Source organism: Heliomarina sp., assembly GCF_052826185.1.
Genome location: NZ_JBRBUI010000045.1, coordinates 192,344 through 217,323, shown reverse-complemented (window position 1 = coordinate 217,323; position 24,980 = coordinate 192,344). Strand labels below are relative to the sequence as shown.

Below are 24,980 nucleotides of genomic sequence, written 5' to 3'. Positions count from 1 at the left end.
TCAGAGGGTCCTTTGGTATTTGCCGAAGAGCCCTTCGGGCTTGATCAGCAAGACCACGATCATCGTGAAGAACAGAACGGCGGGCGCCCAGTAGAGGCCGACAAAGTATATCGAGAAGGCCTCGAGCAGACCGATGATGAAGGCGGCGTAGATCGGGCTGGAAAAGCGCGCGACGCCGCCGAAAATCACCACGATCAGGGCCTTCATCAGGGGTTCGCTACCCATGGCTGGGTTCATGAAACGGATGGTGCCGATGAAGACGCCCGCGAGACCGGCGGTCACGGCAGAGAGGCCAAGGACCAGCGCGAAATACATCGGCACGTTCAGCCCGAGCAATTGCGCGGCTTCGCGGTTCTGCGAGACCGCACGCATGGCCCGGCCCGGACGGGAATAGCGCAGGAAGGCCCCTACCCCGACAAGGATCGCCAGCACCAGCACCAGCAGGATAATTTCGCTGAGCGCGAGGTGAAAGCCGCCGATGGCCACTTCGCCCTCGGCCATTTTCGGAATCTGCTTGGAGCGCGGCCCCCAGATCACCAGAAGCAGGTTTTCGAGGATGGCGGAGCCTGCAAGGGTGGTGATCACGGTGATCAGCACCACGTCAGAACGGCGTTCGAACGGTTTCACGAGGGTGAGGTGGAGAAAGGCACCGATGGCGAACATCACCAGCGAGGTGGCGATGATGCCCAGCGCCAGCGGCCAGCCAAAGGCGTCGGTGGCCGAGAATTGCCATGCCACATAGGCCCCGAGCGCAATAAAGGCGCCGTGGGCGAAATTGAAGATGCCAAGGGTGGTCCAGACCAGCGACAGCCCGGTTGCCATCAGAGCATACAGCGCCCCGAGCACGATGCCGCCCTTGATGATCGAGAAGAGGGTTACAGGATCCATCAGTGTTGATCTCCGAAAAGGATGGCCATCAGACCGTCGTGGTCAGGCATTTCCTCGCGGCTCATGCGGCCCGAGATGCGGCCGTGATCGAAGAGGTAAAGCGTGTCGATGATCTGCCCGAGGAAGGCGACGTCCTGATCGATCAGGATGATCGGCAGGCCGGTTTCCTTGACCGTGAGGATGGCCGCGCAAAGCTCGGCGCGGATTTTCGGCGAGAGGCCAAGGGTCGGCTCATCGAGGATCAGCAGGCGCGGCGCGGACATCAGCCCGGCTGCGACCGAAACCATCTGGCGTTCGCCGCCCGACAGGAACCGGATCTTGTGATCATTGCGTTCAGCGAGGCGTGGGAAGAGCGATTGGACCTCGGCCAGTGACCAGCCCTTGCGGCCCCGCGCGGCGGTGGTCGAGATCGACAGGGTTTCGGCGACGGTCAGTTCGGGAAACAGCAGGTTGCCCTGCTGGACGTGGATCAGCCCGGCGCGCGCCACCTGTTTCGGGTCCATCCGGCGGCGGGTGACGGCGTCGTAGTTGAAATTGCGCCATTTCCGGCTGCCGCGTTCGCCTGGGCGGTTAAGACGCTGGCCGTCAAAGATGATCTCGCCGCTCCACGGGTCGATGAGACCGCTAAGCGTCTTGAGAAAGGTTGTCTTGCCGTGGCCGTTCGGCCCGAAAATACCGATGCTTTCGCCCTTGGCCACGGTGAGGTCGATGTTGCGGAAAATCTTGATCGGGTCATAGCCCGAGGAAAGACCGCGAACGGAAAGGATAGGATCACTCATGGCTAGCTCCGAGATAGGCGTCGACCACTTCTGCCTGTTTGATCACCTCGGCAGGCAGGCCGTTGGCGATCACCCTGCCCTGATCCAGCACGAGAAGCCGGTCTGACACCTCCATCAGCAGGGACAGGACATGTTCGATGAGAACGACAGTGATGCCGGTGCCGCGAATGGTCAGGATGATCTCTTTCATGCGTTCGATTTCGGGGCCGGTGAGACTTGACGCGGGTTCGTCCATCAGGAGCACGCGGGGTCGAAGCGCGAGTGCGCTCGCGATCATGAGCTGCTTGCGGTAGAAGATCGGCACGGAATCCGCCGCCATGTTCTGCATGGTCGAGGGAAAACCGACGAGGGCGAGGACCTCATTGGCGCGGGCGAGCTGTTGTTCGAAGCTGAGTTTCGGCGCCTGGCTTTCCACCGCCACCAGCACGTTGTCGATGGCGCTGAGCGATCCGAACACGTTTTCCCGCTGAAAAGTGCGTGCGATGCCGGACAGCGAGATTTCATGGGCGCGACGGTCATGCGCGGGTTTGCCATCGAGTTCGACGGTACCCGCGGTCGGACCGAAGGGGACCTTGGTGATGATATTGAAGAGCGTACTCTTGCCGCTGCCGTTGGGTCCGGCGACACCAAAGATCTGGCCCTGCATGACGTCAAAACTGACATCGTCGACCGCTTTGAGACCGCCAAAGCTTTTGGAGAGGCCGCGCGCCGACAGGATGGGTGTATTCATGGGATTTTCCAGGCGAAATGACCTGCCGCGCGAATGGGACACGCGTGACAGGCCGGGGGTCACGGAGGGTGTTATTCGGCGCTCATCCAGGGCGGCAGGCGGAATTCGCCATTCGCATAAGCGTCGGGTTTGATCATCGTCCGTTCGCCATCCCAGAGCTGCCAGAAGGTGACCGGGACGTGATCATCGTCCTGAAGCGCAACATGGGTTTCCGGGTCGAATTCGATGTTGCCCGAGGCGGTCATCTTGTTGGTTTCGCCCAGCGCCTTGCCGATCGCGTCGTGGTCGGTCGGATCGCCGACCTTTTCAAGCGCGTCGAAATAGATGTTGGTCATCTCGTAGAGGCCAACCCCGTAGGTGCCGGTCTCCATACCGAAGCGTGCCTTGTAGGCTGCGACCATTTCCTGACCGTGGGGCCATTTCGGCGTGTCGAGATTGCCGCCGATCAGATTGTAGATGACACCGTTGGCCTTGTCGCCGGTCAGTTCGAGGAATTCCGGAACGGAGGGCGCATATTGCAGGAAGACAAGGCTGTCGCTGGGGTTTTCGAGGAACTGGTTCAGGAACAGCGCTGAGTTGCCCGGCAGATAGTCCGTGTTCACAACGAGGTCGGGATTGGTCTCATTGACCTTGGCGAGGATGACCTTCCAGTCGTTGACTTCACCAAAGGGTACGAGTTCATCCACGACGATGTCCCATCCGCCCTCTTCAAAGCTGGTCTTCATGCCTTCGGAGATGGTCTTGGAATAGGGGTTGTCGGAGGAGATGATCGCGACGGTCTTGTCGTCGATGGTGATCTCGCCATCTTCGCCCAGCGCTTCGACCATTGGCAGGACATCGGTTTCGTACCCGGTAAAGGACGCGGTGAAGGACCAGCAGCAGTTGTAATATTCCGGGTCCTGTGAGGTGATCGCCATGAACCCCGGGCTGGGGCCAGCCGCGATATAGGGCATGTTTTCTTCGGCCATCAGTTCGACTTCGAACATCGAGAGGCTTGCGTAGCCGGTCACGATGACCTCGACCCCGTCCGTACCCAGAAGACGTTCAACCGCGGAGGAGACGTTCGCGGCCGAGTGATCCTTGACGTCCGCAACTTCGATTTCAAAGGTGTGCCCGGCGACGCCGCCCTTGGCATTCGCTTCTTCGACGGCCCAGGTCACGCCCCGGACGAATTCCTCGCCATCCGAGGCAGTGGCACCGGTCAGCGGGGCGAGAACGCCGATTTTCACCACATCTGCCATGGCCGCGCCGGCCAGCAGAGAGACGGTGCTTGCGCTTGCAAGCAGCTGTACAATTCTTGTCATGTTTTTGTGCATCATTGCCTTTTCCCTGTAATTCAGTGCAGGCTGACGCAGAGCAGCACGCTTCTCAACTGGCAGATCTTGCAAAAACAGGGGGTGTTCTGTTCGCTTTTTGACGGGCGCAGCAGCATTCACGGGCAAGACTCCGATGGCCGCGACATTGGGACAGATCGAATTCTTCGACCGGGCGCAGGCAATGCCCTGGAGTGAGATGGCGCGGGAAATCGACGGCTTTCTGGCGCGGGTCGGTCTAGATTTCTACAGCTTCCTGCCGATCCGAAAAGGCGAATTTCCTAAAGGCGATGTGCTGCGCGGGTTGAAGACGAACTATGAGGACGACTGGGTGCAGCGCTATTGCGAGCGCAGCTACAATCAGGTCGATCCGGTCTGCGAGATGGCAGGTTCGGCTCGCAGCCCCTATCACTGGGGAACGGAGAGTTTCCTCGGCAATTTCGAGAAACGTCAGCGCCGCGTGTTCTACGAGGCGCGGGAATATGGCATCCGTTATGGTTTTTCGCTGCCGATCATAAGCGCCGATGGTGGCGTGGCGCTGGTGTCGTTCAGTTCGGACAACCGCAGCACCCTGCGCGACGTGATCAAGACGGAAGGAGCGACGCTACACATGGCATCGCACCAGATCTGCGACAACCTCGTGCGTCCGCGCGAGCCGCGCGAGAGCGAGGCCAACCCGCTGTCGTCGCGCGAACGGGAAGCGCTGGCATGGGTGGCGCGGGGGATGACCAGCGAGGAACTGGCCGATCGCATGTTCCTGTCCGTGTCGGCGGTGAATTACCACCTTGGCAACGCGAGCCGCAAACTGAACGCGCGCAACCGGCATCACGCGGCGCTGCTGGCGCTTGCGGGCGGTTACATCTGAATTTCCGTCAGACCGGAGGGAAGCCGAAGAGATCCTGCGGGTTCGTTACCAGCGCTTTTTGCCGGGTCATCCAGCCAGTCGAGAACCGTGCCGAGCAACTGACCGTTGTCGGGGAATTCGGTATCATGCCCGCCCGTGTCGCAGACCGGTGGCGGACTTTGACCGGAGGGGCACAGGGGATGCACATTGCAGCCAATCCGCGCCGCCAACCAACTGATCTTGGCCCCTCGAGGGTGACTGGCTCCAATCCTTGCAGCGCGGTCCGTCGCCGCCGACGCCGCCGCTCGTTTAACCCTCAGCATCTGGTAAGATGGGCTGGCTCCCGACATTCACTGTCGCGCGCCTGAGCAACGGTGCTGTCTGAGTTCGCTGTCAGGGAAAAGGGCTATCGTTAAACTATTGCCCAAACCCTCGCATTTCGATCTGAGGGCGGTCTTGGCCGCTGGACATCAGACCATCCAAGTTGCCGCATTCCTCACAGCGAAGCTTTTAAATGAGCCGGCCGCAGATCCGGTCAGCTGCAATGCGCCCTCCGTCGTGCGATCTTCGACACCTGTGCGGTTCGTTTCGTCCAGAGACGCAAGCATGCGGGCGTAATCGTCCGGCAGACCCTGTGCCTCGAAACGGTCAGACAGCTCCGCGGCGGAGAGCGCGATGTGACGGATCGTCCGGCCCGTCACGTCTGACAGTATCCGGGCGGTATCCTCATAGCTCAGCGCCTCTGGGCCTGTAAGGATACGGTCATCGTTGATCGGCTCGGTGGAGGTCAGGCAGGCCACGGCGGCGGCCGCGATATCTTCGGCGTCGATGAAGCCTACGCGAGCCATGCCCGTGGCGCTGTAGATTGCATTTTCCTCTCGGACCGTATGGGCGTGGGGCCCGTCCGAGAAATTTTGCATGAACCAGGATGGGCGCAACACAGCCCATTCCGGGGCGGTATCGGCCAGCCAGCCATGAACGCCACCAATCATCGGGCCGCCACGATCCAGCAGGGACGAACTGAGAAGCACGAAACGGCGCCCCCTACGCTTGACCGCTCTTTTGAGGATAGGACGCATGACATAGAGGTGGTCGGTGCGATCCGTCGGTGCCACGAGATAGACTGCAGAGCAGCCTTCGAACGCAGCCACGGAGGCCGTGTCCGCCCAGTCGAAGAAACGGTCCCGCGACCCTGTGGGTGTGCGGGTACCAACGGCGAGTTCGGCTCCTATGGCCGTAAGACGCTCCACTACCCGCTGGCCTGTCTTACCCTTGCCGCCGATGACGAGAATGCGTTCACCCATTTGCCGTCTCCCCGGCATAGGCCATCGCCGCTGACTGCGCGCCGCCGAGGGCCAACAGTGCAACCAGCGGGTTCCAGTAATCGCGATAGTGGCTGAAGCGCCCGTCACGGAGGGTTACGACAGAAATATAGTCCTGGTCATAGGGCAGTCCGGTGGCAATGCCAGAACCGTCGCAGGAGAATTCGATAATCACGGTGTCGTCCGACGGGTGAACCGCATGCAGCGTAAATTCGCCCAGTTTCAGCATCGGCTCAAGCCGCGTCAGGTGATCGGCAAGGGCGTTCATTCCGTCCAGTCGTCGGGGAAGCCCCTCTGGGGTGTAGGGGAATTCAAAGACAACGTCCGGCGTAAGCGGTGCTTCGGCATCCTCTGGTCCGCAGGATCCTGCCGGATCTGCATGCCGAAGCGGCGCGATCAACCGAGATGCGTGCAATCGATGACCGGGTTGCGCAAGCAAGGCGCGAGCGGGCCGAGGACCTTCTGGACCGATGGGTGCGCCGAGGCGAACTACCGAAAAACCTTGACCGAAACCTCGCGCTCGATCTGCTTGTCGCGCCGCAGTACTGGAGGATGGTGGTTCGTGGCGTTACACCGACCTACGCGGAACTGGAGAGGCAGAGCCGTGCAATCGTCGCTGGCCTGACCGCCTGAGGAATGACAGCCACGAAAAACGGAGGGGCGACGAACTTCAGCTTGCAGGTAAGTTGGCTCAACATGGATTTGCAGCGGTAAGGTGTGGCGCCCGTTCGCTTGGCCAAGCTGCCCGGCGCGCCTAGCCAAGATGGACATTGGTCCAATGTCCACATTCAGTTTTTTGGAACCTGTTTCGCCTCTCACCAATCACGAATTCAACTGCAACAATGCAGAAAGATCCCGTTGCTCAGCGCCATCAAAAACAATCGATGTCTCAATTCGGTGGACCTCTTTACGTGACGAGAACTTCTCGACGACAACCCGGTGCAAATGCTTCGTATTCTGCGTAACCAGTTCAACAATTGCATCGTATCTTCCGCTGATCATCCATGCTGACCGGACCTCGGGGAACTTCAGCACGTCCTGAAGGAAACTATCGAGGTTCGACTTCTCATGTTCTGACAACTGGATGAACAAGAACGCCTTCATGGAAAATCCGAGGTGGCCCAGGTCGATGTCAAGATGTGCGCCCGCGATGACTCCACTGTTGAAGAGCCGCTTGGTTCGTTCGTGGACGCTGGATGGCGACAAGTCGACAGCATCAGCCAGCTCTTTGTTTGTTATCCGAGCATTCTTCGACAGGAGCGCGAGGATGCGTCGATCCGTTCGGTCAAATTCCAACTTCACCCTTTTACACCGTAAATGCTTCGTTTGCAGGCAGGTTAACCTAACGGTATCCTGATGTCCAAGCTGCAAGCCAGATATAATTCGGAAAAGGCGTGAAGTATAGGAATAATGCAAGGAACCAAAATGTTTGAAACGAAGATTGCGATAGTCGTGCGTGATGATTTGCTGGACTGGCAGAAACTGAATGTGACCGCATTTCTGACGAGTGGCATTCTCGGCGCGGACTCCGATCTTCTCGGCGAGCGTTATGAGGATGCGGATGGGCAGACGTATCGATCCTTGATCGTTCAGCCAATGATCGTGCTCGTGGCGGACGGAGCGGGGCTGAAAAAGATCCATTCGCGCGCACTGACCCGAGGTGTCGATATGTCGATCTATATCGAGGACATGTTCAAGACCGGCCACGACGCCGCCAATCGCGCCGCAGTTCGAGAATACGGAACGGATGAACTGAACCTCGTCGGGCTTGCCATCCGGGAGGAGAGAAAGACAGTAGACAAGATAACCAAGGGTGCAAAGATGCACCCATGAAGATCCGCACGACGCGGTTTCAATCTGTTATTCGCGCCTCGTTGACGAATGAGACATTTGGGTTCGGATAGGATTTGCAGAGGCTCAGCGCGGCGGGCGCCAAGCAGGTCAGGTTGGATGTCGCTTGCGTCCTGAAACGGGCGGTCCGTGTTTGCACCGGCGCTTTGGCGCGGCGTTTCGTAGTCGTTTCGCCATCGAATACGTTTGACGTCGCGTGGAACGGGTTTGCAAGCTCGCCCCTGCCGCCATGACAATGAACGGCTTCGGAGCCTTTATTCGCGCCGCGAACCTCAATTACCTTGAACATGCTGTGGATCGTCCGGTTGGCGCATCGGGTCATCATCAACCGCCGGGGCGTCGCCGCAAGATTCGATCTGACATGCGCGGCCGCCCGCACGTCGATGATAGACATGCCGCATCCAGGCCCATTGGTGCGTTGGGTCGGCTGAGGTTTCGCCTTGGTCATATCGAGATCAGCGCTTGAAACAATCCCCTTCATCCTTGCTCGAACAACTCCACAAGCATGCCCTCGCTGTCGCGGATGAAAGCGAAGCGCGATCCGCTGCCGTCTGGAACCTCGCGGGGCGGAGCGACGATCTCGACCTGCCGGCCTTGCAGATTGGCCACCGCCACGTCGAGGTCGACCACGCCAAGCGCGAGATGTCCTATCCCGCCGATGCGGAGGTTCGTTTCGGGCTGGCGCCGTTCATCCGACATCGGTGCGGCCTCATCATTCTGAAAGAGTTCGATCCGGATGTTCCCGCGACCGATGAAGGCGGCCTGCACGCCGGGCCAGCCGTAGCTGGAGAGCAGCTCGAAACCGAACGTCTCCCGGTACCAGGCGATGCTCGCGTCGAGGTCGCTCACGGTGGCGCCGACATGGTGAAGGCTGGAAAGGGCAATGGGTTGTGACATATCCTTGATCTCCAATTGCGTAAGGGTGTCGGTCGTTAGAACTGGTGCCTGGGGCCTTTGGATGGGCCGAATGGATGGTCGTATCAAAGAGTCTCATCGAGGCTTCGTGCTCATCCCCGGCATGGGTCGCGCCATATCCATTTCAGATCGACGCTTTTGCCAGAACGGTCCGCATCGGCACCGGGTGGCGGCCCAGAAGGCGGGCGAGCGTCGGGTCGGGGCGATCAAATTCACCCGCGCAGGCCGCGCGGAAATAGCCTAGCATAACGGCGATTGCGGCATCTGGCACACCGTTCTGCCGCGCGCTGAGCTTCATCTCTTCTTCCGAAACCAACTCGCGCACGATGGTGCGGCCCGTCACCTCCGAGGCGAGCCGGGCGAGATCCGCAAGGTCGAGTGTCTCGTTTCCGGTCAGCGGAGGCGTGACGCCATCGATTGTATGCTCCCCTGCGAGCAACCTGGCATCGATCTCGGCGAGGTCGACATGGGTTGTCCAGGCAACCTTGCCGTCCTCGGGGCCGGTGAGAGTCCCTTGCGCGAAACCGTGGGCGTTCATCCCAAGAGCACTCGACGCGTAGAATCCATGACGCAGCGCGGTCCAGGCCAGCCCCGACTGGGCCAGCATCGCCTCGGTGGCCGAGTGATCGCGTCCGGGCGGGAAATGCGACGTCGGCGAAGCGGAGATCTGGCTCGTATAAAGCAGGCGTCCGACGCCGATTTCGCGCGCCACGTCGATCGCCTTGCGATGCTGCGTGAGTGGATCGCCCCCGCTGGCCGCGGCGTTCGAGGAGACAAGCAGCACACGTTCCGCCCCCTCCCATGCGTGGCGCAGGCTGTCGGCATCGTCGTAACTGCCGCGCCGCACGCGGATGCCAGTTGCCGCGAGATCGGCCACCTGCGACGGGTCGCGGGTGCTGATGCCGATCCGATCGCTCGGCACCAGCATTCTGAGGTGATCCAAGACCTTTCGGCCGAGCTGTCCGGTTGCGCCGGTCACGACAAGCATGGCTGTCTCCTTGATGCGAAGCGTGAGGCCGGATGATCCGGCGACGCCATGACAGGGATTTGGCTGTTCTTTGCGCCGGTGACTACTAGGCAATTATCGAATACGCTGTTCTCCATGAAGAACAGTGACTCCCTCGACGATCTTGCCATCTTCCACGCCGTTGTCCGCGAGGGAGGCTTCCGCGCCGCCTCCCGGCGGCTTGGTCTCGCCCCATCGAAGGTCAGCAGCACGATCGCGCGGATGGAGGCGGCGCTTGGCGTCCCCCTGTTGCGTCGTACAACGCGCAGCATGGCGACCACGGACGCCGGCCAAGCGCTGGCCGAACGGATCGGACCGCTTCTGGCCGGGCTCGATGCGGCCCGTGCCGAGGCAGCGGAGACCGCCGAGCTGGTGCGCGGGCGGCTCAAGCTGAACGTGCCGGGGGCTGTGATGCCCGACGTACTGCCGCCTTTCCTCGCCGTGTTCCACGCCCGTCACCCGGAAGTGGAGGTCGAGATCGTGGTGGAGAACGGCATCGTCGACATCGTGGAAGCCGGCTGCGACGCCGGCATCCGCTACGACGAGGTGCTGGCCCAGGACATGGTGTCAATTCCGATTGGGCCGCGAAAGCAGCAGGTCGCGCTTGCGGCCTCGCCGGATTACCTCGCCGCGCATGGGACGCCCCAAACGCCGCAGGATCTGATAAAACACCAAGCGATCCGCTACCGCCTGCCGGGCGGCCCGCTCCTGCCCTGGCAGCTGGTAGAGGACGGCCGGACGATCACAATCGAGCCGATCCCGCGCCTGATTCTCGGCGTCAACGCGATCAACTCTGGTCTCAGTTTCGCGCGCGCTAATATCGGCATCATCGCAACCTTCCGGAACTGGCTGGAGGAGGATTTCGCGGCAGGGGCTCTCTTGCCGGTTCTTCGCGAAAGGTGGGCCGCCCGAACCGGACCCCGCCTCTATTATCCAAGCCGCCACGCTCCGCGGCCCCTGCGTGCCTTCATCGAGGTATGCCAGGATCACCATGAGGGCTGAGCGACAGTAGAGGCGGACACCTTGCGATACCGGGATCATGGGCAGGTCCGTCGAGAAGGTAGAGTGCGAGCGGACGTGGGCTTGCCCGACTGTTCGACCCAGCATATCTCTCAGTCAATGCCGTGTCTGCCGTGTCCAGTTTGCAGCATTGGATCCTGTCGACAAGATTGTGCAGCGGTGGTCTGCATTCGTTCTATCGCCTACCACATTTACCTTTTGAACAATGCACCCGCTCTTTTTCGTCTAGAAACACTGGACGCTCCAGAACACTCAGAAACGACTTTCCCTAGACATGTTACGATCTCTGTAGCCAACAAAAAAGTACTTCATGAAAGGATCACCAAATCGGTACGAGCGCATACTGTCCAAGACCGGTTCATTCCAAAGCATTAAAAAGCACCGGAAAAAATTCCGCATTCCCCTCGAAGAGACAGGCAACTAAACTTTGCGCAGGTCACACAGCAACCTAAATTTGACAGGGGACAAAAAAGTGAAACGAGATGTGTTCTATAAATTCATGCACTGCGAATATGTCAAACTTCTATTCAAAGAAAATATAATTCGGATAGGTACTCTTGATGGATTCAGGGGAACGGAAGAAATTATGATCGGCAAGCAAGGCGACCCGGACAGATTTGGAACCGGCAAACTAAAACCTGGGATAAATGATCCTTTCGAAGGAACAAGCTTCGCCGTACTTCCACATTCATACATCAGCAATATATCTGACCCTACACCAGAAGAGGCAAACGATCTGCGTGCCTTACGAGATGTAGCCGGACTAAACGTTCCTAACGCCTACGACATTCTCATTGAAGACGTAGTTGTTCCAAGACGTATTGACAACCACTACATTTTCTGCGGTTCAAAAACGAAAAGAAAATCTGTGATTGATAGACTAAAACAGGACTCAGCACTTTTTAACGAAAGCGGCAGACCCTACGATACGTGCTTACCAATAATTGATACAAACGCCTTTACACACGAAATTGCAACTTCGCTTGCTAAGTTGGAAAATTGGGCTGATTATCCTAGAACCAATCACGCTGAAGTTACCTACAGAGATATCGTCCAAGACATAAGATCTAAAACCCCGTTGGGGCACTCAAATATTAAGCATGAGGTATTCAGGGACCAACAGGAGTATAGGGTAGCAATACTTAGAAAAATTGAGACTGGAAAGAAGTTTGCAGACATAACATTGGAAGGCGATATCACTAATATTTTCGGCACTCCATTTCCGATCTGATAACTGCCCCCCCGAACAGGTGCGAACGAAACAGAGAAGAGTAACCAGCACTCTCACCGACGAAACTATAATAGTGGGCTAGCTCTAGGCTTTGCTTCAATTGCCGCCAGGCTTGACAGTCGCTGAAGCCAACCCAAGCAAACTTTGAAGGGGCACCAGCAGAGCCAGCTTGGCTAACGATAGACGAATCGGCACGAAGACCACATTGGCATCAAACGGTGCCACTTCTCTTGTGACACTGTGACGTTGACCGTGTGTGGTTAGCGCGTGTAGAAATATACACCCAAACTATTGAAATAAATAAAAAATAATGTCTGGCGGAAGAGGTGGGATTCGAACCCACGGATGCTTTCACATCGCCGGTTTTCAAGACCGGTGCAATCGACCACTCTGCCACTCTTCCATTGCGACCTTGCCGGCGCAACCAGCACCGGTCCGAGAAGATGGCAAGAGCCATGCATCGTTCCGGTGCAGATGGCGGTTTATGCGCGAGACTACATTCAGGCAAGCAAAAAACCGGTAAATCTTATCCAGTTTGGATCAGGAGACTTTCAAAGATCGATTTTAGCCGATATGATTTTGTCAATCGGGGATCATTCACCCCGGAGCAGCAGACCGGAAAACCGGCAGCAGGGCAAAAAGCCCGAAATCAGGCAAAGGACTTCGATGATGAGCGAAGCAGCATTGGGCAGAAGGCGTGGTATCCGTCTGGCGGGTGCCCTACTTGCCACCGCCGCCCTCGGCGCGTGTTCCGAAGGTGACTCGCTGGCTTTCCTGCAACCAAAATCCGAAGGTGTCGAAGTTGCGCGCAACGAAACTTCGACCACAAAGCTGGTTGAAAGGGACGTAGAGGCACCGGACGTATTCTCTGCGACCGAAGCGGGGTTGTGGGACGGGCGGCCATCGCTTGGCGGTGTCTGGGTGGCCCACCCGGATGTTTCGGAACCCGAACGCGTGATCATCCGCAATACCTCGAACGACAAGTTCGTCATTGGTGCTCTTTTCCGGCGAGAGCGGGATATCCCCGGGCCGCGCCTTCAGGCAAGTTCGGATGCCGCCGCGGCGCTTGGGATGCTGGCGGGCGCGCCTGTACAGCTGAACGTCACCGCCTTGCGCCGCGAAGAAGTTTCGCCAGAGCCAACTGCGGCACCTGCAGCTGCAGCGCCGGTAGCCGATGATCCGTCTGATGCAGATGCCGAAATCGCGGATGCTGCAGCTATCGCTATTGGCGACACCGCTGCACCGGTCGAAACCGCGCCGGAAACCGAAGTTCTTGATACCGCGACAGCAACGGCCGCTAACACAGAGCCACCGGCTCCGAAAAAAAGCTGGTTTGGAGCCGGGTTGTTTGGCAAGCGCAACAAGGACGTGGGCGAGCCCCTGAACGCGCTTGACCCGCAGCCCATTGCCGCCTCGGCCCCAAGCGTCGAGACCAAACCGCTGGCCAGCTCTTCTCCGCCACCCCAGAAGTCATCTCTGGACAAGCCCTATGTGCAGATCGGCATATTCAGCGTAGAAGAGAACGCGAATAACACTGCCGATCAGATGCGTAACAATGGCATCGTGCCAACCGTGTTTGAACAATCCTCGAACGGCAAGGAATTCTGGCGGGTCGTCGTCGGCCCGGCGCAATCCAGTTCCGAACGCGCTTCCCTGCTGAAAAAGATCAAGGGAATTGGCTTTTCGGATGCCTATGCCGTGACCAACTGACAGGAGCCTTTTTGGTGACTATTGCTGCCCGTTTCGTTGCCGCGCCGCTCGCGCTCATTTTCTTTGCCCTGCCCGCCTACGCTTTTGATACCAAGGCGCGGGCTGCCTATGTTCTGGACCAGACCACGGGCACCATCCTTATGGACAAGAATGCGCACGAGCCCCTGCCGCCAGCCTCGATGTCAAAACTGATGACGCTTTACGTGGCTTTTGAGGCTATTCGCGACGGCAGGCTGACGCTTGACGAACGCCTTCCCGTGTCCAGCCACGCCATGAGCTACGGCGGCTCGACCATGTTCCTCGATACGCAGGATCAGGTCCGCGTCGAAGATCTGCTGCGCGGCATCATTGTACTGTCCGGCAACGATGCGTGCGCCGTCATCGCCGAGGCACTGAGCCCGGATGGCACGGAACCGGGATTTGCCCGCTATATGACACAGCGCGCCGAGCAGATGGGGCTTGAGAATTCGACCTTCATGAACTCGAACGGTTGGCCTCAGGCGGGTCATCGCATGTCGGTGCGCGACCTTGCGGTTCTCGCGCGGCACCTGATCGAAGATTTTCCGGAATTCTACCCGCTTTTTGCGGAAACGCAGTTTGAATTCGACGGGCGCGCGCCTTCGAATATCAACAACCGCAACCCGCTCCTGAACATGGGTATCGGCGCGGACGGGCTGAAAACCGGTCACACGAACGAAGCGGGCTATGGTCTTGTGGGATCGGCCAAGCAAGGCGACCGCCGTGTCATCTTTGTAATTTCAGGTCTAGACAGCGAGCGCGCCCGGGCAGAGGAGGCAGGCGCCATCGTTAACTGGTCGTTTCGCCAATTTGCCGAAAAAACCGTCGCCAAGGCCGGTGAACCAATCGCCGAAGCAGAAGTCTGGATGGGACGCGAGCAGACGGTAAGCCTTGTTGCTCCGGACGATCTCGAAATTTTGCTGCCCGTTCTTTCGTCGGGACCGCTTACGGCGGAAGTGGTCTATCGCGGCCCGATCGAAGCACCGATCGAACAGGGCCAGCAATTGGCAGAGCTTGTCATTACGCCAGAGGAATTGCCCGAAGTTCGGCTGCCGCTGGTCGCCGAACACGCCGTACCCTACGGAGGCTTTCTGGTTAAAGTCCGCACAGCGGCAGAACTGTTGCTTGCGCGCTTTACTCAAGGACCGGCGGAACAGACGTGACGGACAAGCCTGCCGCGCGGAACACCGGCTGTTTCATCACATTCGAGGGGATCGACGGATCGGGCAAGTCCACGCAGGCACATTTGCTTGCCGAAACGCTGCGTGAGCAAGGCCTTACCGTTCGCCTGACTCGGGAACCGGGCGGATCGCCCGGAGCCGAAGAAATACGCACGCTTGTACTTGAAGGCGATCCCGAACGCTGGTCGGCGGAATCGGAGATACTTTTGTTCACCGCCGCGCGACGCGATCATATCGAACGGACGATCCTCCCCGCCCTTGAGGCGGGAGAGATCGTGATTTGTGACCGTTTCGCGGACAGCACCCGGATGTATCAGGGTCTGTCCCGGGGTGATCTGCGCCAGATGGTCGATCAGCTTCACGAGCTGATGATCGGTCTGGAGCCAGACCTGACGTTGTTGATCGATATGGACCCCGAAACCGGTCTGGACCGTGCGCTTGCCCGCAAGGGCAGCGAGGAACGTTTCGAGGATTTCGGACCGGATCTGCAACGCCGCATGCGGCAGGGATTCCTCGATCTCGCGAAGGAATTCCCGGAAAGGTTCCGCATCGTCAATGGCAACCGCGACGTTGAAACCATTGCTGCACAGCTGGCCGGGATCGTGCTAAAGCACATCGCATGAGTGAAGAGAACGACCGACCGGATCAGGCGCCCGGTGCCCCCCATCCCCGCGATACCGCTCGTCTTATCGGGCAGGATAACGCCGAGAACGCATTTCTCGAGGCCTTTGCCTCGGAAAGGCTTCACCATGGCTGGCTGATCACCGGTCCGAAAGGCGTTGGCAAAGCGACTCTTGCCTGGCGGATTGCCCGTTTCCTGCTGGCCACCCCCGATGCCGAGGCGGACGGCGGTATGTTCGGCGCGCCCCCTCCCCCGACGACCTTGGACATTTCGCCGGACCACCCGGTCTCGCACCGGATGGCCGCCTGGGCCGAGCCGGGCCTTGCCTGCATCACCCGATCCATCAACGAAGATACGAAAAAACTGCGTAACGAGATCGTGGTCGAAGACATCCGTAAACTCGGGAAGTTTTTCGGACTTTCCGCCGCTGACGGCGGGCGTCGCGTGGTGATTGTCGATAGCGCGGACGAGATGAACACAAGCGCCGCGAACGCCTTGCTGAAAATGCTCGAAGAGCCGCCGGCGCGCACGACGCTTTTACTTGTCTCGCATCAGCCGACGCGCCTGCTGCCGACCATCCGCTCCCGGTGCCGTATCCTCAGGCTGTCGCCTCTTGGTCCGGACGATATGGCCGCCGCGCTGGCCCAAACGGGCATCGAGCTGCCGCAGAACAACGATCATCTTGCCGCCCTGGCATCGGGATCGGTTGGGGCCGCCCTGCGCATCGCAGCCCTTGGAGGCATGGAGATGTACGCCGAGCTGGTCGGATTGCTGGCCAGCATGCCGCGCACTGATCGCGGGCGTGCCCTCGCTCTGGCAGAAGCAGCGGCCCAGAGAAACGCAACAGACAAGTTCGAACTGCTTTTGAACATGTTCGATATTCTGATGTCTCGTCTGGCGCGAACCGGAGCAACCGGCGAAGCTCCCCTGCCAGAAGCCTGCATCAACGAGTCCGAAACGCTTCGCTCGCTTGGTGGAAACGCTCAAAAAGGCCGCGCATGGGCGGAAGTTTCTGCCGAGATCACGGCGCGCACCCGGCATGGCAAGGCGGTGAACCTTGACCCCGCCTCTCTTGTCCTAGATACGGTCTTCAAGATGCAGGAGACCGCTGCCCGCTAGGGCCGTCTCATCGCAACGGCACGCGTCGCGCGACCAAAGCAAGCCAAGAAGACACCAAGGCGTATGACTCAGACACCAGAAATTACCGATAGCCATTGTCATATCGACTTTCCCGATTTTGAGAACCAGGTTGAGCAGATCATTGAAAATGCGGCCGACGCTGGCGTAACCCGCATGGTGACGATCTGCACGCGGCTGAAAAACGAACCGAAAGTTCGCCAACTTGCCGAGGATCATGCGCCCGTTTTCTATGCCGCCGGTACGCACCCGATGAGCGCCGCCGAGGAACCGCTGACCTCGGTGGAGGAACTGGTCAAATTGGCGCAGCATCCCAAGTTCGTTGGGATCGGAGAAACGGGTCTCGATTACCACTACACCGCCGAAAGCGCCGAGATCCAGAAGCAATCCTTGCGAATTCACATTGCCGCAGCGCGGGAAACGCAGCTGCCGCTGATCATTCATTCGCGCGCGGCCGACGAGGATATGGCGCAGATCCTCACCCAAGAATTCAAGGCCGGTGCTTACCCCTGTGTGATGCATTGCTTTTCTTCCGGGCCCGAACTGGCCAAAGCCGCAATCGATCTGGGGTTCTACCTGTCCATGTCAGGCATCGCGACCTTCCCGAAAAGCCAGGAGGTGCGCGACATCTTTGCGGCCGCGCCGGTGGACCGCATCCTTGTCGAAACGGACAGCCCCTATCTGGCGCCGAAGCCATTCAGAGGAAAGCGCAACGAACCTGCCTATACGGTGCACACGGCAAAGGTAGGCGCCGAGCTTTTCGGCATGGATTACCCGAGCTTTGCCGCCCAGACGCAGGAAAATTTTGATCGCCTCTTTGCCAAGGCCGCGAAATACAAGGACGCTGCCTGATGGGAGAAATGCGCTTTACCATCCTCGGGTGCGGGTCTTCCGGCGGGGTTCCAAGACTGGGCGGTCACTGGGGCGACTGCGATCCGACAAACCCCAAGAACACCCGGCGCAGATGTTCGATGCTGATCGAGAGGGACGGGCCTGATGGTACGACCACGGTTCTGATCGACACGACTCCTGACCTGCGACAGCAGCTTTTGGATGCGAAAATCGGCAAGCTCGACGCCGTCGTCTACACGCATTCCCATGCCGATCACGTGCACGGGATTGATGACCTCCGCATGATCGTCTTCAACATTCGCGCTCGACTTCCCGTCTGGGCGGATGGCGACACGCAGAACGCGCTGTTTTCCCGGTTTGGATATGCCTTCGTACAACCCGAAGGCTCACCCTACCCTCCGATCCTCGAGATGAAGACCATTGACGGCCCCTTTGAAATCGACGGACCCGGCGGCAAGATCGACCTCAGGCCGTTCCGCGTCGCCCACGGCTCTATCGACAGTCTCGGGTTCCGCATCGGCGATCTTGTCTATCTGCCGGATGTGGCAGAAATCTACGACGAATCCTGGAGCGCGCTCGAAAGGCTGGACTACTTCATCGTCGACGCGCTGCGGCGCGACCCTCATCCCACGCACGCGCATCTTGCGCGAACGCTCGAATGGATCGAACGTCTGTCCCCCGCAAATGCGGTCCTCACCAATATGCATATCGATCTCGACTACGAGACGGTGACGCAGGAAACTCCATCGAACGTCAGCTGCGCCTATGACGGCATGACGATCCGCATTCCCGTATAAGATCAGGATCGAACCTTAATGTTCCAGAGCCTGATCGACGTCATCCTGCCTGTCTTTCTGGTGATCGGCGCAGGCTATGGATGTACCCGGGCCGGATACCTGAACGCGGAACATATCAACGGTCTGATGAAGTTCACGCAGGGCTTTGCCGTGCCCTGCCTGCTCTTCAATGCGATTTCACATATCGATCTGGCTTCGGGCTTTGACCCGCGGCTGCTCGCGTCGTTTTACATCTCGGCCGCCTTGTGTTTTTCAGTGGGCATCACCGGTGCGCGCCTGCTTTTCAAACGCGACTGGGAAGACTGCGTGGCAATCGGATTCGCCTGCCTTTTCTCAAACTCGGTCCTGCTTGGCCTGCCCATCACCGAGCGCGCATTTGGGCCCGAAGGATTAACCGGCAACTACGCGATCATCGCCTTCCATGCGCCATTTTGCTACGGCCTTGGCATCACGGCTATGGAGCTGGTGCGGGCGCGCGGCAAATCCAGCGGCGCTTTTGTCGGAGCGGTCTTTTCGGCGATGTTCCGAAATGTGCTCGTGATTGGGATCGCGATGGGCTTCATCGTCAATATCTCGGGTTACACTATTCCGACCGTCGTGGACGACGCACTCGCGCTCATCATCCGCTCCGCCCTGCCCTGTGCGCTTTTCGCCCTTGGCGGTGTGCTTGTTCAGTATCGGCCCGAGGGCGATTTCCGTGCCATTGCGTTTGTGTGCACAATTTCCCTGATGCTGCACCCTGCCCTTGTCTGGGCCTTCGGGACAGCCACGTCGCTCAAGCAGGACCTTTTCCGCTCGGCGATAATGAACTCCTCGATGGCACCCGGCTTCAACGCCTATATCTTCGCCAATATGTACGGTCGCGCCAAACGGGTCGTGGCTTCATCGGTTCTTATCGCCACGGGTACCTCGCTCGTCACCGTCTGGTTCTGGCTGATTATGCTGGGGGCGCATTAGGGCGCAGGATCGAGGAGCGCCCGCAGAGGTGCCATCTCGCCCGCCCTCATGCGGCCGTCTTTTTGGATGAACAGCCCGCGGATCTCGCTGCCGGATACCACAACCCTGTCACCCACCTTTCCCTCATACCCAAGCGTCAGGGTCTTGTCGCTCCACTTTTCGATGGACAGGACCAGAGACATCTCATCCCCCTCTACCGCCGGGGACGGGAAGTTGGCTTTGACGTCGATCAGGCCGATTCCCTTGGCACCAAGCTGTGCACAGATCGCCTTGTGGCCCCCTGCCCGTTCGGCGAGGAAAGTATGAAAGCAGCGATCAAACCAGCGGAAATAATTCGGATAGAAGACAATCGCAGCCGGATCGCAATGACCGAAACTGATGCTGATCGGCAGTGTGAATTCGCCCAACTTGATGTCCTTCCGTTTTGCCACTGGTCACGATACGTCCGGTCCTAGCCCAAGGCCAGCAGGTTTGAAAACCGGGCAGTTCGAGTTTAGCGTTTCTAAACGTTTGGAACGCGCGGTGTGCCCCAAAGCATGGGATGAAACGAACCGTGCATGCCTTCCCGAAAGAGCAAAATCACTCAGGAAGAACGGCGGTCGCCTCTATTTCCACCAAAGCCTCGTCCTCAACAAGGGCAGCGACAACGACCATGGTCATTGCAGGGAAATGATACCCCATGACTTCACGGTAGGCACGTCCTACGTCAGCCTGCCGCTTCACGTATTCCTGCTTGTCCGTGACATACCATGTCAGCCGAGCGATATCTTCAACGGCTCCGCCTGCAGACGTAACCACATCGCGAATATTCAGCAGCGCTTGGCGCATCTGTCCGATGAAATCGGAGGTCTCGAACACCTGATCCGCGTTCCAGCCGATCTGACCGCCGACGAACAACACGCGACCTTCGGCGAGAATGCCATTTGCATAGCCTTTTGCCGGCTTCCATCCTTCGGGATGTACGGTGATCGCAGCCATTACGGAGTCTCCCTCATCATGCAGGGCGATTTTTCCCGTCTCGCCGAGAAACTTCAAGCCTAAAATATATTTTCGGCAGAGTGACGTTCTGGGCGTGCTGTTACGACACAGGGGAATGCTTGTAGAAGTTGGTCAGAAAACCTTGAAGGTCATGGTCGTCAAAGACCTTTCTATGCCTTCGATATCAAGCAGATGGTCGTTAATGAACTTGCCGACATCGGCATCCGCGGGGATGTAGAGTTTCATCAGAAGATCGAAATCGCCGCTGGTCGAATAGAGTTCAGAATGAATTTCACGCAGAGCGATGGCTTCGGCCACCTTGTAGGTTGTGCCCGGTTTGCAACGAATCTGAATGAAGACGCAGGTTGACATGACAAGGCCCCTATCTTGGTTCTTCAGGCAACCTGACACGCGGAACTTGGACAAGCAATCCCCGCCACGGGGGAGCTGAAGGAAATGCAGAAATCCATTGGATTGGCTCGGCACGCTCCCTATAAGTCCGCAACAGCCAAGGAAATTGACCATGCGACGCGCCGAAATCAGCAGAAAGACAGCAGAGACGGAAATCTCCGTGAAGATCAATCTTGACGGCACCGGTACCTATGACAACCGGACCGGCGTCGGGTTCTTCGATCACATGCTGGACCAACTGGCGCGCCATTCGCTGATCGACATGGAAATCAGCGCCAAGGGTGACCTGCATATCGACGATCACCACACGGTTGAGGACGCTGGCATCGCGCTTGGCCAAGCCCTGTCCGAGGCGCTGGGTGACAAGCGCGGCATCCGCCGGTACGGGGAATGCCACCTGCCGATGGACGAGGCACTGGTGCGCTGTGCGCTCGACCTTTCGGGGCGTGCATATCTGAGCTGGGGGGTCGATATGCCGACACCCAAGATCGGTACTTTCGACACGGAGCTTGTCCGGGAGTTCTTTCAGGCATTTGCGGGGAATGGCGGCATAACCCTGCATGTTGACCGGATTCACGGTTTCAACAGCCATCATATTGCCGAAGCAGCCTTTAAATCGGTTGCCCGAGCCCTGCGACTTGCCGTCGAACAGGACCCGAGAAAATCCGACGCCGTGCCCTCGACCAAGGGCACTCTCTGAAACTTGTGCTGCCGAAGATCGCGCTGGCGCGCGATGCCTCCGGCGGGGATATTTTTTGACCCAAAGAAGGAGGCCGGTCATCGAGAGCGGCGCTTCTGTTGATCGGGAAAACTACGATGCTGACCGCGATAATCGACTATGAAAGTGGAAACCTGCATTCTGCGGAGAAGGCATTTCAGCGTATGGCGCGCGAAGTGGATGCGGGTGACGTTATCGTAACGGACAAAGCCGAAATCGTCGCCAAGGCAGATCGGATCGTTCTGCCCGGTGACGGTGCCTTTCCGGCCTGTGCGTCATCTCTGCGCGGACATTCCGGCGTGTTCGACGCGTTGGTGGAGGCTGTCGAGATCAAAGGCAGGCCGTTCCTTGGCATTTGCGTCGGCATGCAATTGATGGCGACCCTCGGGCGCGAATATGAAGAGACAACGGGGCTGAACTGGATCGAAGGCGAGGTCATCAAGATCAAGCCGACGACCCTAGATTTGAAAGTGCCGCACATGGGGTGGAATGATCTGGTGATCGACGGGGAACACCCTATTTTCGACGGTATTTCGACTGGCGACCACGCATATTTCGTACATTCCTACCATTTTGTCGTCTGGGACAAGATGCAGCGCCTGGCTCATGTGGATTACGGTGGGGAGGTGACGGCCATCGTGGGACGTGACACCATGTTGGGCATGCAGTTCCACCCAGAGAAAAGCCAGCAGACCGGATTGCGGTTCATTTCGAACTTCCTGCGCTGGCGCCCCTGACTTGGGGCACCAGTCGAAGAGGCGCGTCCTAATCAACCCGCTTCCATGTCTGTTTTGAGCAGATGAGACCGCCGGCGACACAGCCGCGCAACGCGAGACTGTCGCCTTCAAGTGCCATTTTTCCGATGTAGATCTTGTCGTTGGAGGGCCGCCAGACCTTTCCGGCGTAGGTTCCATCGCCATTTGGGACCATGTCTATCACGACAGTTTTTCCAAGATTGGGAGAGGCATATTCTCCTTGCTCATTGAAGGTCTTTACGAACACGCCGCAGATCGCAGCGCCGCAGGGGGCCATCTCGACGATTGCGTATGCGCCTGCATCGACTTCGGTCTGCCAACGGCCCTCGAGCGGGTCGGCCAGAGCAACGCCAGTTCCCGCAAGGAAAGCAAAGACGCCGGCAATCAAATGTTTCATTTTTCACTTCTCCCCTTTTCCGCAACATCTCTGAGCCTGGATCCGCGATCAAGTCAGAAGGCGCCACGGCGTTGCAATTCGTGAAGCGGTTGTGCATAGCACGCGGGCCTCGGTCTGCTTTGCGAGGTAATACGATCCGAACCTTCAGGAAGACGACATGATTCTCTATCCGGCGATTGATCTGAAAGATGGCGCAGCCGTTCGGCTTTTGCGCGGAGACATGGAAAAGGCGACGGTTTTCAATACCGATCCTGCGGCGCAGGCGCTCAGCTTCGTAGAAGCCGGGTGTCAGTGGCTACACCTCGTCGACCTTAATGGCGCCTTTGAGGGCAAGCCGGTCAATGCTGTCGCCGTGGAAGCAATTCTAAAGCGCTGTGACGTGCCGGCGCAGCTTGGCGGTGGCATCCGGGACATGGCGACCATTGAAAACTGGATCGATTGCGGCCTCGCGCGTGTCATTCTCGGGACCGTTGCCGTTGAGGACCCGTCACTGGTGAAACAGGCCGCCCGCGAATTCCCGGGTCAAGTGGCTGTGGGGATCGATGCGCGCAATGGCAAGGTTGCAACGCGCGGCTGGGCCGAAGAAACCGATGTGAGCGCCACGGAACTTGCGAAATCCTTTGAGGATGCGGGTGTTGCCGCGATCATTTACACGGACATCAACCGCGATGGCGCCATGGAAGGACCGAATGTGGAAACGACAATGGAACTGGCCAATGCGGTTTCCATCCCTGTCATCGCATCCGGCGGCGTAAGCTCACTGGCGGATCTCAAAGCGCTTCGCGATTGCGGCGCGAAGCTCGACGGTGCCATCTCGGGAAGGGCCTTGTACGACGGTGCTCTCGACCTCGCGGAAGCCATCAAATTGCTGAACGAGTAAGCCTGAAGTCCAGTATGATCCGGTCAAGCGGCCATCGGCAGATCGTCCTCGCCCTGCCTATAGGCCAGATTGAACCGGATCCAGACATCCCCGTTCTCGTCCGGATCCATCGTGGCGACGATTGTGGGCACCAGGACAAAATCATGAGGGGTTCTGGCGAATCCCGACGGCGCGCCAGCACGAAAAGCCATTTGAGCCGGCGCTGAAATTTCAGCTGGCGTTTCCGCATGATCTCCAGAAGCTTCTCCAACTATATAAGCGCCTGCGGCAACTACGGATTGCTTCAGCCGATCCATCGTTTCGGGTACTGAGCCTTTGGCGATGAACACTTCGAGTTCACAACTTTTCGGATTGGCCATGACGGCAAGAACAGTCTCAATCAGGTCGTTTTCCATGTTAGAACAAGCCTCGGATAGTTTCTTGATTGTTTTACTCTTCATGCTCAAAACGACTTGCCTGTGGATATCGTTCCAATGCAGGTGGTTGACATTGCCGTGACAGGACGGTCAACCAAGGCAAAACCCTGAAGGTATAGAATGCTCAAGACACGCATCATCCCCTGCCTCGATGTCGCCGACGGGCGGGTCGTGAAAGGTGTCAATTTTGTCGAATTGCGGGACGCCGGGGATCCGGTCGAATCTGCCAAGGCCTATGACGCGGCCGGGGCAGACGAGCTGTGTTTTCTCGACATTCACGCCACGCATGAAAACCGGGGAACGATGTTTGATGTGGTGCGCCGCACGGCCGAGCAGTGCTATATCCCGCTGACCGTAGGCGGTGGCGTCAGAACCCGTGAAGATGTCCGTGATCTGCTGTTGGCCGGCGCTGACAAGGTGTCTTTTAATTCGGCCGCAGTCGCGCGTCCGGAAGTCATTGCCGAGGCATCGGCCCACTTTGGCAGCCAGTGTATCGTTGTGGCCATCGACGCAAAAACCGTAGCGCCAGGCCGCTGGGAAATTTTCACCCATGGTGGACGTCGGCCCACCGGCATCGATGCCGTGGAATTCGCCCGCCTGGTAGAAGAAAAAGGCGCAGGTGAAATCCTTTTGACCTCTATGGACAGGGACGGCACCCGTGCTGGATTTAACCTTCCCCTGACCAAGGCCATTTCGGACGCAGTTGACATCCCGGTCATCGCATCTGGCGGTGTTGGTACACTCGATCACCTCGTCGAAGGCGTCACGCTAGGTGGCGCAAGCGCCGTTCTGGCGGCGTCCATTTTCCACTTCGGCGACTTTACAATTGCAGAGGCTAAAAAGCACATGGCCGATGCAGGCATACCGATGAGGCTGACATGAGCGTTCTGGAAGAACTTGGCGCGACGATATCTGAGAGGCGTAACGCCTCGCCGGATAGCAGCTGGACAGCGCGTTTGCTTGCAAGCGGCCCTGAAAAATGTGCCGAAAAGTTCGGGGAGGAGGCTGTAGAAGCCATTATCGAAGCCGTAAAGGGCGACAAGGCGCGTCTGACGGCAGAAGCGGCCGATGTTCTTTACCATCTGCTCGTTATGCTGGCTTCGCGGGATGTGACCCTTGAGGAAGTTCTGGCGGAACTGCAGCGTCGGCAATCGCAAAGTGGCATTTCCGAAAAGGCGTCCCGGGCTACGAAGGAGCCCGACCAAGAAAATTGAATTTTCTTGGGAAATTTCTGAACAGAAATTTCAAACCA

32 protein-coding genes and 1 tRNA gene are annotated in these 24,980 nt (G+C 58.4%); 17 read left to right on the top strand and 16 right to left on the bottom strand.

Annotated elements, in window-relative coordinates:
* The 4 genes from ACU0FH_RS13325 to ACU0FH_RS13310 all read right to left on the bottom strand — a co-directional run bounded on the left by ACU0FH_RS13325 (position 1) and on the right by ACU0FH_RS13310 (position 3,716).
* Positions 1 to 888: a branched-chain amino acid ABC transporter permease gene (locus ACU0FH_RS13325; RefSeq protein WP_446195128.1), complete on the bottom strand. Its 888-nt coding sequence runs from the start codon at positions 886 to 888 to the stop codon at positions 1 to 3.
* On the bottom strand, positions 888 to 1,667 hold the full coding sequence (locus ACU0FH_RS13320; protein ID WP_446195126.1) for an ABC transporter ATP-binding protein: 780 nt from the start codon (positions 1,665 to 1,667) through the stop codon (positions 888 to 890). The genes ACU0FH_RS13325 and ACU0FH_RS13320 overlap by 1 nt, the downstream gene beginning before the upstream one ends.
* A complete protein-coding gene (locus tag ACU0FH_RS13315) occupies positions 1,660 to 2,397 on the bottom strand; it encodes an ABC transporter ATP-binding protein (protein WP_446195125.1) in 738 nt (245 codons plus the stop codon). Before ACU0FH_RS13315 ends, ACU0FH_RS13320 begins: the two co-directional genes overlap by 8 nt.
* Positions 2,398 to 2,468: 71 nt before the next feature.
* Complete coding sequence (locus tag ACU0FH_RS13310; RefSeq protein ID WP_446195124.1) at positions 2,469 to 3,716, bottom strand: ABC transporter substrate-binding protein; 1,248 nt, start codon at positions 3,714 to 3,716, stop codon at positions 2,469 to 2,471.
* 130 nt (positions 3,717 to 3,846) lie between these two features.
* Between ACU0FH_RS13310 and ACU0FH_RS13305 the strand changes: the two genes are divergently transcribed.
* A complete protein-coding gene (locus ACU0FH_RS13305; protein ID WP_446195123.1) occupies positions 3,847 to 4,575 on the top strand; it encodes a LuxR family transcriptional regulator in 729 nt (242 codons plus the stop codon).
* Between the two features lie 449 nt (positions 4,576 to 5,024).
* Here ACU0FH_RS13305 and ACU0FH_RS13300 read toward each other — a convergent pair whose 3' ends face one another.
* Together ACU0FH_RS13300 and ACU0FH_RS13295 are read right to left on the bottom strand one after the other, a co-directional pair.
* Positions 5,025 to 5,858, bottom strand: a complete 834-nt coding sequence (locus tag ACU0FH_RS13300; protein ID WP_446195122.1) for an ergot alkaloid biosynthesis protein — start codon at positions 5,856 to 5,858, stop codon at positions 5,025 to 5,027.
* Entirely contained in the window at positions 5,851 to 6,276 is a 426-nt protein-coding gene (locus ACU0FH_RS13295; protein ID WP_446195121.1) for a nuclear transport factor 2 family protein, read from the bottom strand. Before ACU0FH_RS13295 ends, ACU0FH_RS13300 begins: the two co-directional genes overlap by 8 nt.
* On the opposite strand from ACU0FH_RS13295, the gene ACU0FH_RS13290 reads away from it, so the two are divergent.
* Positions 6,213 to 6,509: a TetR-like C-terminal domain-containing protein gene (locus tag ACU0FH_RS13290; protein ID WP_446195119.1), complete on the top strand. Its 297-nt coding sequence runs from the start codon at positions 6,213 to 6,215 to the stop codon at positions 6,507 to 6,509. The two genes, ACU0FH_RS13295 and ACU0FH_RS13290, sit on opposite strands and share 64 nt — an antisense overlap.
* Positions 6,510 to 6,698: 189 nt before the next feature.
* On the opposite strand, the gene ACU0FH_RS13285 is transcribed toward ACU0FH_RS13290, so the two are convergent.
* A complete protein-coding gene (locus ACU0FH_RS13285; RefSeq protein ID WP_446195117.1) occupies positions 6,699 to 7,178 on the bottom strand; it encodes an Lrp/AsnC family transcriptional regulator in 480 nt (159 codons plus the stop codon).
* Between the two features lie 123 nt (positions 7,179 to 7,301).
* Between ACU0FH_RS13285 and ACU0FH_RS13280 the strand changes: the two genes are divergently transcribed.
* Positions 7,302 to 7,709, top strand: coding sequence for a DUF2000 family protein (locus ACU0FH_RS13280; RefSeq protein ID WP_446195115.1), 408 nt, complete (start codon positions 7,302 to 7,304; stop codon positions 7,707 to 7,709).
* Between the two features lie 19 nt (positions 7,710 to 7,728).
* Here ACU0FH_RS13280 and ACU0FH_RS13275 read toward each other — a convergent pair whose 3' ends face one another.
* The 3 genes from ACU0FH_RS13275 to ACU0FH_RS13265 form a co-directional block, all read right to left on the bottom strand.
* Entirely contained in the window at positions 7,729 to 8,121 is a 393-nt protein-coding gene (locus tag ACU0FH_RS13275; protein WP_446195113.1) for a hypothetical protein, read from the bottom strand.
* Between the two features lie 83 nt (positions 8,122 to 8,204).
* Positions 8,205 to 8,624: a VOC family protein gene (locus ACU0FH_RS13270; protein WP_446195111.1), complete on the bottom strand. Its 420-nt coding sequence runs from the start codon at positions 8,622 to 8,624 to the stop codon at positions 8,205 to 8,207.
* Positions 8,625 to 8,766: 142 nt separating this feature from the next.
* Positions 8,767 to 9,630: an NAD(P)H-binding protein gene (locus ACU0FH_RS13265; protein ID WP_446195109.1), complete on the bottom strand. Its 864-nt coding sequence runs from the start codon at positions 9,628 to 9,630 to the stop codon at positions 8,767 to 8,769.
* Positions 9,631 to 9,678: 48 nt separating this feature from the next.
* Between ACU0FH_RS13265 and ACU0FH_RS13260 the strand changes: the two genes are divergently transcribed.
* Both ACU0FH_RS13260 and ACU0FH_RS13255 read left to right on the top strand, forming a co-directional pair.
* Positions 9,679 to 10,650, top strand: coding sequence for a LysR family transcriptional regulator (locus tag ACU0FH_RS13260; protein WP_446195107.1), 972 nt, complete (start codon positions 9,679 to 9,681; stop codon positions 10,648 to 10,650).
* A gap of 490 nt (positions 10,651 to 11,140) precedes the next feature.
* On the top strand, positions 11,141 to 11,899 hold the full coding sequence (locus tag ACU0FH_RS13255; protein ID WP_446195105.1) for a hypothetical protein: 759 nt from the start codon (positions 11,141 to 11,143) through the stop codon (positions 11,897 to 11,899).
* A gap of 315 nt (positions 11,900 to 12,214) precedes the next feature.
* Here the strand turns inward: ACU0FH_RS13255 and ACU0FH_RS13250 are convergent.
* Positions 12,215 to 12,302, bottom strand: a tRNA-Ser gene (locus ACU0FH_RS13250).
* Between the two features lie 266 nt (positions 12,303 to 12,568).
* Here ACU0FH_RS13250 and ACU0FH_RS13245 point away from each other — a divergent pair.
* The 7 genes from ACU0FH_RS13245 (at position 12,569) to ACU0FH_RS13215 (ending at position 19,173) form a co-directional block, all read left to right on the top strand.
* Entirely contained in the window at positions 12,569 to 13,609 is a 1,041-nt protein-coding gene (locus tag ACU0FH_RS13245) for an SPOR domain-containing protein (RefSeq protein ID WP_446195103.1), read from the top strand.
* Between the two features lie 14 nt (positions 13,610 to 13,623).
* On the top strand, positions 13,624 to 14,790 hold the full coding sequence (locus ACU0FH_RS13240) for a D-alanyl-D-alanine carboxypeptidase family protein (RefSeq protein ID WP_446195101.1): 1,167 nt from the start codon (positions 13,624 to 13,626) through the stop codon (positions 14,788 to 14,790).
* Entirely contained in the window at positions 14,787 to 15,431 is a 645-nt protein-coding gene (gene tmk / locus ACU0FH_RS13235; RefSeq protein ID WP_446195099.1) for a dTMP kinase, read from the top strand. The genes ACU0FH_RS13240 and tmk overlap by 4 nt, the downstream gene beginning before the upstream one ends.
* Entirely contained in the window at positions 15,428 to 16,549 is a 1,122-nt protein-coding gene (locus ACU0FH_RS13230; protein WP_446195097.1) for a DNA polymerase III subunit delta', read from the top strand. Before tmk ends, ACU0FH_RS13230 begins: the two co-directional genes overlap by 4 nt.
* 63 nt (positions 16,550 to 16,612) lie before the next feature.
* Complete coding sequence (locus ACU0FH_RS13225; RefSeq protein WP_446195096.1) at positions 16,613 to 17,419, top strand: TatD family hydrolase; 807 nt, start codon at positions 16,613 to 16,615, stop codon at positions 17,417 to 17,419.
* Complete coding sequence (locus tag ACU0FH_RS13220; RefSeq protein ID WP_446195095.1) at positions 17,419 to 18,216, top strand: MBL fold metallo-hydrolase; 798 nt, start codon at positions 17,419 to 17,421, stop codon at positions 18,214 to 18,216. Before ACU0FH_RS13225 ends, ACU0FH_RS13220 begins: the two co-directional genes overlap by 1 nt.
* A gap of 18 nt (positions 18,217 to 18,234) precedes the next feature.
* Complete coding sequence (locus tag ACU0FH_RS13215) at positions 18,235 to 19,173, top strand: AEC family transporter (RefSeq protein WP_446195094.1); 939 nt, start codon at positions 18,235 to 18,237, stop codon at positions 19,171 to 19,173.
* Here the strand turns inward: ACU0FH_RS13215 and ACU0FH_RS13210 are convergent.
* From ACU0FH_RS13210 to ACU0FH_RS13200, 3 genes are all read right to left on the bottom strand, one after another.
* Positions 19,170 to 19,580 carry an acyl-CoA thioesterase gene (locus tag ACU0FH_RS13210; protein WP_446195093.1) on the bottom strand — a complete coding sequence of 137 codons (411 nt, stop codon included), beginning with the start codon at positions 19,578 to 19,580 and terminating at the stop codon, positions 19,170 to 19,172. The genes ACU0FH_RS13215 and ACU0FH_RS13210 overlap by 4 nt on opposite strands.
* A gap of 172 nt (positions 19,581 to 19,752) precedes the next feature.
* Complete coding sequence (locus ACU0FH_RS13205) at positions 19,753 to 20,151, bottom strand: RidA family protein (protein ID WP_238369359.1); 399 nt, start codon at positions 20,149 to 20,151, stop codon at positions 19,753 to 19,755.
* Positions 20,152 to 20,283: 132 nt separating this feature from the next.
* Complete coding sequence (locus ACU0FH_RS13200; RefSeq protein ID WP_238369360.1) at positions 20,284 to 20,523, bottom strand: Lrp/AsnC ligand binding domain-containing protein; 240 nt, start codon at positions 20,521 to 20,523, stop codon at positions 20,284 to 20,286.
* Between the two features lie 151 nt (positions 20,524 to 20,674).
* On the opposite strand from ACU0FH_RS13200, the gene hisB reads away from it, so the two are divergent.
* Both hisB and hisH read left to right on the top strand, forming a co-directional pair.
* Positions 20,675 to 21,262 (top strand): imidazoleglycerol-phosphate dehydratase HisB, encoded by a 588-nt coding sequence (gene hisB / locus ACU0FH_RS13195; RefSeq protein WP_446195091.1) that lies wholly within the window; start codon positions 20,675 to 20,677, stop codon positions 21,260 to 21,262.
* Positions 21,263 to 21,378: 116 nt separating this feature from the next.
* Complete coding sequence (gene hisH, locus ACU0FH_RS13190; protein WP_446195090.1) at positions 21,379 to 22,017, top strand: imidazole glycerol phosphate synthase subunit HisH; 639 nt, start codon at positions 21,379 to 21,381, stop codon at positions 22,015 to 22,017.
* Between the two features lie 28 nt (positions 22,018 to 22,045).
* Here the strand turns inward: hisH and ACU0FH_RS13185 are convergent, their stop codons facing one another.
* Positions 22,046 to 22,432, bottom strand: coding sequence for a DUF2147 domain-containing protein (locus tag ACU0FH_RS13185; protein WP_446195089.1), 387 nt, complete (start codon positions 22,430 to 22,432; stop codon positions 22,046 to 22,048).
* A 157-nt stretch (positions 22,433 to 22,589) separates the two neighbouring features.
* Here ACU0FH_RS13185 and hisA point away from each other — a divergent pair, with 157 nt between their 5' ends.
* A complete protein-coding gene (gene hisA / locus ACU0FH_RS13180; protein ID WP_446195088.1) occupies positions 22,590 to 23,312 on the top strand; it encodes a 1-(5-phosphoribosyl)-5-[(5-phosphoribosylamino)methylideneamino]imidazole-4-carboxamide isomerase in 723 nt (240 codons plus the stop codon).
* Between the two features lie 23 nt (positions 23,313 to 23,335).
* On the opposite strand, the gene ACU0FH_RS13175 is transcribed toward hisA, so the two are convergent.
* Positions 23,336 to 23,707: a hypothetical protein gene (locus tag ACU0FH_RS13175; protein ID WP_446195086.1), complete on the bottom strand. Its 372-nt coding sequence runs from the start codon at positions 23,705 to 23,707 to the stop codon at positions 23,336 to 23,338.
* Between the two features lie 141 nt (positions 23,708 to 23,848).
* Between ACU0FH_RS13175 and hisF the strand changes: the two genes are divergently transcribed.
* Complete coding sequence (gene hisF, locus ACU0FH_RS13170) at positions 23,849 to 24,610, top strand: imidazole glycerol phosphate synthase subunit HisF (RefSeq protein ID WP_446195084.1); 762 nt, start codon at positions 23,849 to 23,851, stop codon at positions 24,608 to 24,610.
* On the top strand, positions 24,607 to 24,942 hold the full coding sequence (locus tag ACU0FH_RS13165; RefSeq protein WP_238369367.1) for a phosphoribosyl-ATP diphosphatase: 336 nt from the start codon (positions 24,607 to 24,609) through the stop codon (positions 24,940 to 24,942). The genes hisF and ACU0FH_RS13165 overlap by 4 nt, the downstream gene beginning before the upstream one ends.
* Positions 24,943 to 24,980: the final 38 nt, after the last annotated feature.

Excerpts from the sequence above, each read along its gene's own strand:
- ACU0FH_RS13325 (WP_446195128.1), bottom strand. The coding sequence starts at position 888 with ATGGATCCTGTAACCCTCTTCTCGATCATCAAGGGCGGCATCGTGCTC.
- ACU0FH_RS13320 (WP_446195126.1), bottom strand. The coding sequence starts at position 1,667 with ATGAGTGATCCTATCCTTTCCGTTCGCGGTCTTTCCTCGGGCTATGAC.
- ACU0FH_RS13315 (WP_446195125.1), bottom strand. The coding sequence starts at position 2,397 with ATGAATACACCCATCCTGTCGGCGCGCGGCCTCTCCAAAAGCTTTGGC.
- ACU0FH_RS13310 (WP_446195124.1), bottom strand. The coding sequence starts at position 3,716 with ATGATGCACAAAAACATGACAAGAATTGTACAGCTGCTTGCAAGCGCA.
- ACU0FH_RS13305 (WP_446195123.1), top strand. The coding sequence starts at position 3,847 with ATGGCCGCGACATTGGGACAGATCGAATTCTTCGACCGGGCGCAGGCA.
- ACU0FH_RS13300 (WP_446195122.1), bottom strand. The coding sequence starts at position 5,858 with ATGGGTGAACGCATTCTCGTCATCGGCGGCAAGGGTAAGACAGGCCAG.
- ACU0FH_RS13280 (WP_446195115.1), top strand. The coding sequence starts at position 7,302 with ATGTTTGAAACGAAGATTGCGATAGTCGTGCGTGATGATTTGCTGGAC.
- ACU0FH_RS13275 (WP_446195113.1), bottom strand. The coding sequence starts at position 8,121 with ATGTCTATCATCGACGTGCGGGCGGCCGCGCATGTCAGATCGAATCTT.
- ACU0FH_RS13270 (WP_446195111.1), bottom strand. The coding sequence starts at position 8,624 with ATGTCACAACCCATTGCCCTTTCCAGCCTTCACCATGTCGGCGCCACC.
- ACU0FH_RS13265 (WP_446195109.1), bottom strand. The coding sequence starts at position 9,630 with ATGCTTGTCGTGACCGGCGCAACCGGACAGCTCGGCCGAAAGGTCTTG.
- ACU0FH_RS13260 (WP_446195107.1), top strand. The coding sequence starts at position 9,679 with ATGACAGGGATTTGGCTGTTCTTTGCGCCGGTGACTACTAGGCAATTA.
- ACU0FH_RS13245 (WP_446195103.1), top strand. The coding sequence starts at position 12,569 with ATGAGCGAAGCAGCATTGGGCAGAAGGCGTGGTATCCGTCTGGCGGGT.
- ACU0FH_RS13230 (WP_446195097.1), top strand. The coding sequence starts at position 15,428 with ATGAGTGAAGAGAACGACCGACCGGATCAGGCGCCCGGTGCCCCCCAT.
- ACU0FH_RS13225 (WP_446195096.1), top strand. The coding sequence starts at position 16,613 with ATGACTCAGACACCAGAAATTACCGATAGCCATTGTCATATCGACTTT.
- ACU0FH_RS13220 (WP_446195095.1), top strand. The coding sequence starts at position 17,419 with ATGGGAGAAATGCGCTTTACCATCCTCGGGTGCGGGTCTTCCGGCGGG.
- ACU0FH_RS13215 (WP_446195094.1), top strand. The coding sequence starts at position 18,235 with ATGTTCCAGAGCCTGATCGACGTCATCCTGCCTGTCTTTCTGGTGATC.
- ACU0FH_RS13205 (WP_238369359.1), bottom strand. The coding sequence starts at position 20,151 with ATGGCTGCGATCACCGTACATCCCGAAGGATGGAAGCCGGCAAAAGGC.
- ACU0FH_RS13200 (WP_238369360.1), bottom strand. The coding sequence starts at position 20,523 with ATGTCAACCTGCGTCTTCATTCAGATTCGTTGCAAACCGGGCACAACC.
- hisB (WP_446195091.1), top strand. The coding sequence starts at position 20,675 with ATGCGACGCGCCGAAATCAGCAGAAAGACAGCAGAGACGGAAATCTCC.
- hisH (WP_446195090.1), top strand. The coding sequence starts at position 21,379 with ATGCTGACCGCGATAATCGACTATGAAAGTGGAAACCTGCATTCTGCG.
- ACU0FH_RS13185 (WP_446195089.1), bottom strand. The coding sequence starts at position 22,432 with ATGAAACATTTGATTGCCGGCGTCTTTGCTTTCCTTGCGGGAACTGGC.
- hisA (WP_446195088.1), top strand. The coding sequence starts at position 22,590 with ATGATTCTCTATCCGGCGATTGATCTGAAAGATGGCGCAGCCGTTCGG.
- ACU0FH_RS13175 (WP_446195086.1), bottom strand. The coding sequence starts at position 23,707 with ATGGAAAACGACCTGATTGAGACTGTTCTTGCCGTCATGGCCAATCCG.
- hisF (WP_446195084.1), top strand. The coding sequence starts at position 23,849 with ATGCTCAAGACACGCATCATCCCCTGCCTCGATGTCGCCGACGGGCGG.
- ACU0FH_RS13165 (WP_238369367.1), top strand. The coding sequence starts at position 24,607 with ATGAGCGTTCTGGAAGAACTTGGCGCGACGATATCTGAGAGGCGTAAC.